Source organism: Rhizobacter sp. P3_B12, assembly GCF_056402895.1.
Genome location: NZ_JBFUGN010001187.1, coordinates 1 through 1,685 on the forward strand (window position 1 = coordinate 1; position 1,685 = coordinate 1,685).

The following is a 1,685-nucleotide window of genomic DNA, read 5'->3' on the forward strand; positions in this document are numbered from 1 at the left end:
ACACCGAGCCGGTGTCGCGCCAGGTCCCGAAGAAGGAAGAGACCGACGACCAGCCGACCTTCACCGAGATCACGCTGGACGTGCACGACGAGCGCAACACCGGGTTCTCGACCCGCTTCTGATCCCCGTTCCTGATTCTGATGTCCGCGACCCTGCAGCTCACCGAGGCCCTGATCAGCCGCCGCTCCGTCACCCCTGACGACGGCGGCTGCCAGGCGCTGCTCATCGAACGACTCGCGCCGCTCGGCTTCGAGTGCGAGACCATCGAGAGCGGCCCGGCCGATTTCCGCGTCACCAACCTGTGGGCGGTGCGCCGCGGCCGGGGATCCGCAAAAGACGGCGGCAAGCTGCTGATGTTCGCCGGCCACACCGACGTGGTGCCCACCGGCCCGCTCGCGCAGTGGCAGAGCGACCCGTTCGTGCCGACGCACCGCGGCGGCAAGCTCTACGGGCGCGGCGCGGCCGACATGAAGACCTCGATCGCCGCGATGGTGGTCGCGATCGAGGAGTTCGTCGCGGCGCACGGCGAGCGCTGCGGCAGCATCGCGCTGCTGATCACGAGCGACGAGGAAGGGCCGTCGGTCGACGGCACCGTGAAAGTCTGCGAGCTGTTGAAACAGCGCGGCGAGCGCATCGACTACTGCATCGTCGGCGAGCCGACCTCGGTCGACACGCTCGGCGACATGATCAAGAACGGCCGGCGCGGCACGCTGTCGGGCAAGCTGACGGTGCACGGCGTGCAGGGCCACATCGCCTACCCGCACCTGGCCGACAACCCGATCCACCGCGTCGCCCCGGCGCTGGCGGCACTGACCACGGTCGAATGGGACCGCGGCAACCGCTACTTCCCGGCCACCAGCTGGCAGGTGTCGAACATCCACGGCGGCACCGGCGCGACCAACGTGATTCCCGGCCAGGTGGTGATCGACTTCAACTTCCGCTTCTCGACCGAATCGACGCCCGATGCGCTGAAGTCGCGCCTGCACGCCGTGCTCGATGCGCACGGCCTGCGCTACGACCTCGCGTGGACGCTCGGCGGCGAGCCGTTCCTGACGCCGGTCGGTGCGCTGAGCGAGGCGATGGGCGCCGCCATCCTCGCCGAGACCGGCGTGCGCACCGAGCTGTCGACCACCGGCGGCACCTCCGATGGCCGCTTCATCTCGAAGATCTGCCCGCAGGTGGTCGAGTTCGGGCCGCTGAACGCCAGCATCCACAAGATCGACGAGAACGTCGAGGTCGCGAGCCTCGACCCGCTGAAGAACATCTACCGCAGGACGCTTGAAGGCTTGTTGCTATGAAGTTGATCGATCTCATCACCGCGCAGAGCGCCCGCCTCAAGACGGCGGGCGTTTCGTTTGGGCACGGCACCACCAACGCGTTCGACGAATCGGCCTGGCTGGTGCTGTGGGCGCTCGGCATGCCGCTCGACGCGCTGGAAGAACAGGCGCAGCGCGAGCTGTCGGCCGAGGAAGAGGCCACCGCGCTCGCGCTGGTCGACGAGCGCATCCGCTCGCGCCGCCCGGCCGCCTACCTGACCCGCGAGGCCTGGCTGCAGAACGTGCCGTTCTACATCGACGAGCGCAGCATCGTGCCGCGCTCGTTCATCGCCGAACTGCTGGTCGACGGCGAGGGTGAGGGCACGCTCGACGCCTGGCTGTCCGACCAGACGCACACGGTGCTCGACC

General features: G+C 68.8%; 1 protein-coding gene and 1 pseudogene. Both read left to right on the forward strand.

The genetic code is table 11. The annotated features are described in order from the left end of the window. Positions 1-140: 140 nt before the first annotated feature. Positions 141-1,298, forward strand: coding sequence for a succinyl-diaminopimelate desuccinylase (gene dapE / locus AC1D01_RS33610; protein WP_477873802.1), 1,158 nt, complete (start codon positions 141-143; stop codon positions 1,296-1,298). Further along, positions 1,295-1,685 (forward strand): annotated as a pseudogene (locus tag AC1D01_RS33615) (50S ribosomal protein L3 N(5)-glutamine methyltransferase); the annotation flags it as partial. The gene dapE and the pseudogene AC1D01_RS33615, both read left to right, overlap by 4 nt.

Bases quoted from the DNA above. Each gene is read 5' to 3' on its own strand.
- dapE (WP_477873802.1), top strand. From the start codon at position 141: ATGTCCGCGACCCTGCAGCTCACCGAGGCCCTGATCAGCCGCCGCTCC.